Consider the following 7,266-nt stretch of genomic DNA (forward strand, 5'->3'; position numbering starts at 1 on the left):
AGTTGCAAAAGGGCGTCTACCAAAACAAGGATTGAAACTTGGCCGTGGCGGAACAACAGTCAAAGTGATAACTGGAAGTTGCAAAAGGGCGTCTACCAAAACAAGGATTGAAACAATCACCTCTAGCTCCTCTAAGGAGAATCCCGTTAATTCGGTTGCAAAAGGAAGTCTACCAGAACAAGGATTGAACGAGGCGTGTGGGGGGTGACAAAATAAAATCTCGACCCCACCTTAAACGCCCTTGCAATTTCATTCTTCTGAATGACTCCCCGCCTGTTTCGCGATGCCCTGAACGCCGCGCTCCAGAAACTTACCTTCCCCTGGCTCACGCCACACCCGACTTCGACAGGCAGGGAGACCGGATACTTCCAGAAAACCATCAAGGAAAGCGACCTTTACGAGATGTACAAGCGCAACCAGCTCGCGCACAACATCGTTTACGCGGTCGCTCATGACGCGCTTGCTGGTGAATTTACGGTCTGCGATAGCACGGGCGAAGTGCTCGAAAAGCTCAACGAGCAGGTTCAGAACCTCTATGCGCAGATGATCTTCCAGCCGCTGTTGAAATGCCTCATCTTCGCGCGGCTCTACGGTTCCGCGGGGATCTTAATCGGCTACCGCGACCCGCGCAGTTTTGAGCATCCCGCGAACCCCAAGAATAAAATCGATTACCTTTTCGCGATACCGCATGGCTGGGTCGCCGCGAAAGTCGCGGCAACGGATGACGCGGGCAACGTCACGATCCCCGCGCAGCTCGCGTATTACGAGCTTTCGACGCCGAGCATCAAGATCCACGCTTCGCGGATCATCCACCTGCAGCCGCTCTCGATCGAGGAGAATTTCGAGGGCGAATCGTGCTTAATTCCGCTTTTCGATGCGCTTACGATACTCAAGAATTTAGATTGGGCAACGGGCCAGACGATGTTCCGCCACGGTGCCGGCCTGACCACCGTGGTCGCCGGCGAAAACGCCAACCAGGAGCAGATCGACGCGATCGACGCGGTCGTGACTGAGATCAACAGTAAGACCGTGATCACGCTTCCGCCCGGGTGCACGGTCGAAACGCACCGGCCCGGCGCACTCGATCCCGAGAAGTTCTACACCGTCATCTGCAACCAGATCGCCGGCGGCGCGAACATCCCGGTCTCTATCCTGCTCGGCGCGCAGAAGGGCGCGGTTGAAGCGGCCTCGAAGGATCGCAAGGACTACGCGGATATGCTCTTGACGATCCAGAAAACGGTGCTCGCGCCTGCGCTCACCGCGATCGTGAAGAGGTTCCAGGCGAGCGGGCAGCTGCCACCGGCGGAGTTTCTTCTGAACTGGTCGTCGCCCGCGATCTTCCTGCTCGATGTCGCCCGCGGGCGGCTCTACGATGCACGCGCGGAGACGGAAGCCGCGAAGGCCGAACGCGAACGCGCGCAGGCGGAGCTCATTCGCGCGCAGGCGGCGGCGCTGAATGCGGGTGAAGAAGAAGGCGAAGGTGAAGAAGAAGCGGAACCGGAGGAGGCGAGCCCTAACGAGTGACACCCACCGACCTCATCTTCACTGATCTTGAATCCCTGGGGATCGCTTCGGCAGCTGCTGCAGCCGCGATGCTCTACGTGCTCCGCTTCTGCTCGTTCAAGGTGCGCCTACAGTGGAACCACCTCTGGCGATACGTGCGCTGGGCGTTCCAGACGTTCGTCCTGCGCAAGAGCATCGCGCGCCAGCGATACCATATCGCACCGCTTGAGAACGCGGATCCGCACGCGGTCTTCCAGGAGCTCGTGCTGCTCGGCTATCAGCCCAATTACTTCGCGTACTGCGATCACGGCGAGCGCTACAACCTGCGGCGGCTGCGGTTCTGCGATGGCGAGCTCTGGCAGGATCACGTGCGCGTGTTCCCGGACGAAGTCCGCGGGCATGCTGAGATCAGCTACGAGGAGGATGCCGCGCTGCACGCGCGGGCCACCACGGTTGAGGCGCTGCCGGTGGAAACGCAGCAGGCACTGCAGTGGGCGATCCAGAACGTTCGCCTCAATGCTGCAAAAGGATCATAGGCAGACGATATGGAAGAGCAGAAAATGCTTACCGAAGATAAAGAAGTGAAGTTGCGGGTTCCGTACAGCTACGGGCCCTACAACAAATGCAACGAGACTGAGCAATGGATTCGGCTCTCTGAAGGCTGCCCACATAACTGCCCGTACTGTTACGAACCGACAGAGCTCAAGCTCTTTTCCATTCCAGAGATCGTGCGGAACACGGTCAAGATAATGGACATGAACCTTTTGTGCAAATCAGAATCAATTGAGATTATCCGCGAGCTCGGTGAAAAGCGCGTAAATGGCAAAGTCGTGCATTACGAACTCATATGCGGTATCGATTATCGGTTCTTGACCCAGGAAAGTGCAATCGCGTTGAAGACGAGCAGGTTCAAGAATGTCCGCATCGGCTGGGATTGGTACTACAAAGATCAGCTAAAAATCAGAGACGCCCTTAAAAAACTATTTAAAGCGGGCTACAAGCCAGAAGACGTCACGATCTTTATGATTTGCAATTGGAGAATCTCGTGCGAAGAGAACCTGCGTAAGCTGGATCTCTGCAAGGTGTGGGGCGTGAAGGTCGCCGATTGCTATTATGATGGCCAGGTGTCCCCGCATATCGTGCCGGTGCACTGGACGGACCCACAGATCAAGGGAGTCCGCAAAAAGGTGCGGAAGCATAACCAGCTGGTGAACTTCAAAGTTGATCCCGAACTGAATCGAGAGCGGAAGGGGACATTGACATGACATGACAGAATCCGTTAAAGATTGGGATGACCCATACGAACCGGAAAACTGCACGAACGAGCAGCTCAGAGACGATTGGCGGCTCTTCGTTGCCACTGTTTCGAATATCGACGATGGCCTTTCCTATCTCACGTACGAGGTGGTCTACTACAAAGCAGCTGCCTGCGCACGCGAGATTGCCCGCCGTGTCCGCAGCGGTAAAATGCAGTTCACGGTCAGCAAGGAGAAGAGCGATGCGTACCAGAAGCTCTGGCGCGGGGTGGCAAGCAGGTTAAAGGCCTGGCAGATCGCCGTGCTCACCGAAGGCGAGGAAGTCGAAGAGGATCTTTTGCAACCGCCCGGCGCAGATGCGTTCGCCCCACCGGAGAGAGAGCTCCTGCCAGACAGGCATGTTGAGGTTGAGAATGCGAAATGTAGCGCGACGTGGGTGGACACCGACGATCCACTCGCACCGGTCAACCCTTCGGGTGTGGAGCTCGGTGAAGAGATCACGCTCGAACAAGTCTTAGGCTACTTCAAATCATTCTACCGCACGAAACCGTACGTATCGCTCATCGGCGGGCTTTGCACCCGGAATAGGACGAAGGGCGATATCGATATCTTCATCCGGAGCGCGCACCACGATCTCGCCACGGAGTTCCGGATTATTCGCATGTTCCCTCAGCAGTTCTGGCGGCGGATGTCTTCAAGCGGGACGGCAGCTCGTGGACTCAGCAGGCAAAGCTGTTAGCCTCCGACGGCGCCGCAAATGACTATTTCGGCGACTCTGTATTCCTCGACGGTGAGTATGTCTTCGTTGGCGCAATCTATGACGATGACAAAGGCACTGATTCGGGTTCGGCGTATATCTTCAAGCGATCCGGCATTTCGTGGACCCAGCAGGCAAAGCTGTTAGCCACCGACGGCGCCGCAGGTGACTACTTCGGCTACTCGGTAGCCCTCGACGGTGAGTATGCCCTCGTTGGCGCATGGAGTGATGATGACAAAGGCACAAATTCGGGTTCTGCGTATGTGGTCTCACGCGGAATAAGCGGCGATGTGACGTGCGATGGCGTGGTAGACGTGGGCGATGTCGGACTGCTCCTTTACCACGTTGGGTTCCCCGGCGATCCCCGATACGTGCTGAGATACTGGGGTTGATCGTACGTAGAAGACCGTCAATCACGAGGCGAGATGCGTCGATCGCGAGTGCCTGAAGTTGTGCGGATTCACCTTCTTCTTGATTCCTGCTCGCTTGGCGATCTTCTGCAATTGCTTTTGGATCGCGTGATACAGCAGCGGCTCGCCATTCATCTTCACCCATATCAACGCTGTTCGATCGTCTCGCTGCGGATGCGCCTCCAGCCATTGCGCTAGGTACGGCACCGACCAGATGAGCCGAACGCGACGCATCCCGGTCTTTTTCGCTACCAGTGCGATTGCGCCATAACGATCGAATGCTACATCTTTCATGCGCAGCCCGCCGAGCTCGCTTATCCGGAACCCGCCTTCGTAAAGGCACGCAATGTACGCCTTGTCACGTAAATTCTGCGCATTATCGATTAAGTCCGATATCTCCTGCTCACTAAGGATCTCGTTCGGGAGCATGCGAGGCTTTGTTGCCTTGATCCACCATATCCAAGAACCGCACAGTTTCCGCAGACTGGAGCGAAGCGCTGCACTGCTCAGGAACGGTACGTGCACCGCAAGTCTTTTATGTTCCCGCAAACAAGACAGAAACACGAACCTAAAGGGAAGTGACTATCGATCGTATGGCAGATTATGCGAGCCTGGGAAGCAGAGCGGTGGCGCTTATCATCGATTACATCATCCTGGGGATCATTATCTGGGTTATAACAGTGCCGTTTGGTGCAGCCGCACTAATCTCGATGAGAACCCTCAGGGATCCGATGGCATTCTCTGGAGCGGCGGTTCTAGCGGTCTCTGCTATTAGCATGATCATCTGGCTGCTCTATTTCACGTATCTCGAAGGCAGCTCGGGCCAGACCCTGGGTAAGCGGGTCATGAATATCAAAGTGACAAAGGAATCCGGCGAGAGCCTGACCTTCGTCGACGCGCTCATACGGACGCTGTGCAGAATTATCGATATGCTACCCACACTGTATATATTCGGGATCATCATCATCCTCCTTACCGATAAGAACCAGCGAATTGGCGATCTCGCGGCTCACACGACTGTGGTGAAGGCATAGGTACCGGTGTTTTTTATAAAAAAGCCAAGCAGGGTGATGCGTGTGCGGAAATGAAAAAAAGTGTGCACGAGCATACAATCTAAAAACCGGCGGAAAAGAAGATGTTGTTTATGGATATATGGACCTGGGAACCAGAAAAGAGGGATGAAATGGGGAAACGATGGTCAGAGTGGAAATGTCCTGAAGGGATGACTGTTCATGGCGCGTGGTTAGATCTCTCCGGAAATCGATACTTCGTTCTTTACGAGGTGGAAGATCCACAAGTTCTTCAGGCAGCCAACAACTCCTGGACGGACGTCGCTAAGGTTGAGTCTGTACCGGTGATGGACGCTGAGAACGTACTAAAAATCCCGCGCGTGCGTCTGGATGTACGGTGACCCTCAATCCATTCCGGTCCTTCGCTTTTATACTACCCGAATTTGCTCCTCGTTGCGTGCGAATGGCACGATAACCGAGGACACTGCTTGCTTGCTCTTGCGGCGCAACCGCATCGAATCAGCCCATTTAAGCGAGCGAAAGACCATTTGCGGTGAATACCGTTAAGTAGCAGAAGAACCTTGCTTGTTATGAAGTGAGAAGTATGGGTTCTGAACTCAAAGGTATTATCGCTGGGATGCTGGCGGAATTCCAGAAGATCATCTCAGTTGAGGCCGCCGTGGGTACGCCGATAGAGTTCGAGGATAAGGTCTTGATCCCGGTCTTCAGCATCGGTTTCGGTGCCGGTGGCGGTGGTGGTGCGACGCGCAAAGAGAAGGAAGGGGCTGGCTATGGCGTTGGCGGCGGCGGTGGCTTGAGCCCCGTTGCGCTTATTGCGGTCTTCAAGGGCGTTTCTGGCCCCGAGGGACTGAAGGTGCTCTCACTGAAACCTTCGGGCACGCTCGATAAGATCGTGGGCGAAGCACTGCCGGCGGTCATGGAGAAGGTCTCTGAGATGCGAGCTGGCAAGACGGCCGAAGGCACGAAGACCGAACCATGATCCGTAAGTAAAGCGGTAATTCCGTAATCGGTAGGTATAATCGTCGAGAGCTCTCGTAAGCTCAGTTCCGCTCCTTCATAAGTAAACGGGTAATTCACCACGAGGTTCCACGGTAGTGACTAACTAACCGGAGTACCAACAATGACCCTGGCGCTCGTTCTCCTGGTCATTTTCGCACTTAGTGTACTACTCAGTGTTGCAACGTTACTCATTCCTGCCAGCATCTCAATCCGGCTCCTGAAAGAAGGCCCGATAGCTGAAGTAATACTCTCGCTTGGGCTACTGCTCGGTGCGCTGACCGGTCACGTCGAGTACCGTGCAGAGCGGCACGAATTTCGAGCATGCATCCTGGGCCGCACGGTGTTCCGAAGACCGCTGGAACGCCGCACGGCGGATAAAACAGAGGAGAAGAAGCAGGAGAAGCGGGAAAATGCAGGGACAGACTGGGCAACGATGATTACGAACGCGGACGAACTGTATAGCGCAGCCAAAGAGCTCGTGCGTACGCTCACCAGACACCTTTCAGTGAAGCGTGCGAGTGATAAGCTGGTGGTGGGGCTACCGGATGCGGCCGAGACCGGTATGCTGACTGGAGCGCTCTACGCGGGACGCGGCATCGCAACTGCCGCATTTCCACCAGCCGCCTCTATTGAAATTGCGCCCTCATTTCACGAGGAGAAACTGGATACCGAGGTCGCTGTGGAGCTCAGCCTGCCGCTCGTTACCATCATCGCTCCTGTTATCCGGTTCCTCTGGAGGATGCGGAAGATCTTTCGAACCACGTGATGAATCCATCACACCGGTTTCACCGGATCCTTTTTCCGGTATACCATGCCCTGGAATGACGCAATGAGCTCTTTCTGCTCATTGGTGATCTCAACGATGTAGCTGGCAATTTTCGGATGGAATGAGATCTCTCGCGCCTCCGCATAGAGCACGCCATTGGTTGCGGTCCTGAAGAATGAGATGCAAGAATTGATCGCCACAGAAACCGTGCCATGCGAGTTCGAGGCCACCCCGAAGGCGAAATCGGCCAGCGTGAAGATAGCACCGCCATGCACCATGCCGAACATGTTATGGTGGCGCTCGTTGATCTCCAGCATCGCGCGCGCATGCCCTCTCGAGACCTCCAGCAGCTTGATACCCGATAACGCCGCGTAGTTATCGCCCTTAAAAAAATCCTCGGTTACTTCCATCGTTCCTCAACTAATTCATATCCTGAATTACGACGGTATATTCTTTTTCTCGGCCTGGCGATGCAGGTGCTGAACCTCCGTCGGAGCACGCGAACTCAACTGACGACGTAAATCGCGGGCTTCAGCGGAATCGC

The 7,266-nt window shown here is 55.3% G+C and carries 11 protein-coding genes; 9 read left to right on the plus strand and 2 right to left on the minus strand.

The window, feature by feature from the left end; all coding sequences use genetic code 11:
• Positions 1-261: 261 nt before the first annotated feature.
• From ENN68_10105 to ENN68_10125, 5 genes are read left to right on the plus strand one after another with little or no spacing between them, the layout of a single operon-like run.
• Positions 262-1,524, plus strand: a complete 1,263-nt coding sequence (locus ENN68_10105) for a DUF1073 domain-containing protein (protein HDS46405.1) — start codon at positions 262-264, stop codon at positions 1,522-1,524.
• Positions 1,521-2,039 (plus strand): hypothetical protein, encoded by a 519-nt coding sequence (locus ENN68_10110; GenBank protein HDS46406.1) that lies wholly within the window; start codon positions 1,521-1,523, stop codon positions 2,037-2,039. Before ENN68_10105 ends, ENN68_10110 begins: the two co-directional genes overlap by 4 nt.
• A gap of 9 nt (positions 2,040-2,048) precedes the next feature.
• Complete coding sequence (locus tag ENN68_10115; GenBank protein ID HDS46407.1) at positions 2,049-2,768, plus strand: hypothetical protein; 720 nt, start codon at positions 2,049-2,051, stop codon at positions 2,766-2,768.
• Position 2,769: 1 nt separating this feature from the next.
• A complete protein-coding gene (locus ENN68_10120; GenBank protein HDS46408.1) occupies positions 2,770-3,498 on the plus strand; it encodes a hypothetical protein in 729 nt (242 codons plus the stop codon).
• Positions 3,438-3,908 (plus strand): hypothetical protein, encoded by a 471-nt coding sequence (locus tag ENN68_10125; GenBank protein ID HDS46409.1) that lies wholly within the window; start codon positions 3,438-3,440, stop codon positions 3,906-3,908. Before ENN68_10120 ends, ENN68_10125 begins: the two co-directional genes overlap by 61 nt.
• A gap of 21 nt (positions 3,909-3,929) precedes the next feature.
• Here ENN68_10125 and ENN68_10130 read toward each other — a convergent pair whose 3' ends face one another.
• Positions 3,930-4,355 (minus strand): hypothetical protein, encoded by a 426-nt coding sequence (locus tag ENN68_10130; GenBank protein HDS46410.1) that lies wholly within the window; start codon positions 4,353-4,355, stop codon positions 3,930-3,932.
• 164 nt (positions 4,356-4,519) lie between these two features.
• Here ENN68_10130 and ENN68_10135 point away from each other — a divergent pair, with 164 nt between their 5' ends.
• From ENN68_10135 to ENN68_10150, 4 genes are all read left to right on the plus strand, one after another.
• The gene (locus tag ENN68_10135; protein HDS46411.1) at positions 4,520-4,960 is read left to right on the plus strand and encodes an RDD family protein; all 441 of its coding nucleotides are present in this window, start codon (positions 4,520-4,522) and stop codon (positions 4,958-4,960) included.
• 101 nt (positions 4,961-5,061) lie between these two features.
• Positions 5,062-5,337, plus strand: a complete 276-nt coding sequence (locus ENN68_10140; protein HDS46412.1) for a DUF3303 domain-containing protein — start codon at positions 5,062-5,064, stop codon at positions 5,335-5,337.
• Between the two features lie 203 nt (positions 5,338-5,540).
• A complete protein-coding gene (locus ENN68_10145) occupies positions 5,541-5,936 on the plus strand; it encodes a hypothetical protein (protein HDS46413.1) in 396 nt (131 codons plus the stop codon).
• Positions 5,937-6,077: 141 nt separating this feature from the next.
• Positions 6,078-6,722, plus strand: a complete 645-nt coding sequence (locus ENN68_10150) for a DUF2953 domain-containing protein (GenBank protein ID HDS46414.1) — start codon at positions 6,078-6,080, stop codon at positions 6,720-6,722.
• A gap of 8 nt (positions 6,723-6,730) precedes the next feature.
• Here the strand turns inward: ENN68_10150 and ENN68_10155 are convergent, their stop codons facing one another.
• Positions 6,731-7,132: a PaaI family thioesterase gene (locus tag ENN68_10155; GenBank protein HDS46415.1), complete on the minus strand. Its 402-nt coding sequence runs from the start codon at positions 7,130-7,132 to the stop codon at positions 6,731-6,733.
• Positions 7,133-7,266 lie beyond the last annotated feature (134 nt).

Source organism: Methanomicrobia archaeon (assembly GCA_011049045.1).
Lineage (GTDB): Archaea > Halobacteriota > Syntropharchaeia > Alkanophagales > Methanospirareceae > JACGMN01.

Excerpts from the sequence above, each read along its gene's own strand:
- ENN68_10105 (HDS46405.1), top strand. The coding sequence starts at position 262 with ATGACTCCCCGCCTGTTTCGCGATGCCCTGAACGCCGCGCTCCAGAAA.
- ENN68_10115 (HDS46407.1), top strand. The coding sequence starts at position 2,049 with ATGGAAGAGCAGAAAATGCTTACCGAAGATAAAGAAGTGAAGTTGCGG.
- ENN68_10120 (HDS46408.1), top strand. The coding sequence starts at position 2,770 with ATGACAGAATCCGTTAAAGATTGGGATGACCCATACGAACCGGAAAAC.
- ENN68_10130 (HDS46410.1), bottom strand. The coding sequence starts at position 4,355 with ATGCTCCCGAACGAGATCCTTAGTGAGCAGGAGATATCGGACTTAATC.
- ENN68_10135 (HDS46411.1), top strand. The coding sequence starts at position 4,520 with ATGGCAGATTATGCGAGCCTGGGAAGCAGAGCGGTGGCGCTTATCATC.
- ENN68_10140 (HDS46412.1), top strand. The coding sequence starts at position 5,062 with ATGTTGTTTATGGATATATGGACCTGGGAACCAGAAAAGAGGGATGAA.
- ENN68_10145 (HDS46413.1), top strand. The coding sequence starts at position 5,541 with ATGGGTTCTGAACTCAAAGGTATTATCGCTGGGATGCTGGCGGAATTC.
- ENN68_10150 (HDS46414.1), top strand. The coding sequence starts at position 6,078 with ATGACCCTGGCGCTCGTTCTCCTGGTCATTTTCGCACTTAGTGTACTA.
- ENN68_10155 (HDS46415.1), bottom strand. The coding sequence starts at position 7,132 with ATGGAAGTAACCGAGGATTTTTTTAAGGGCGATAACTACGCGGCGTTA.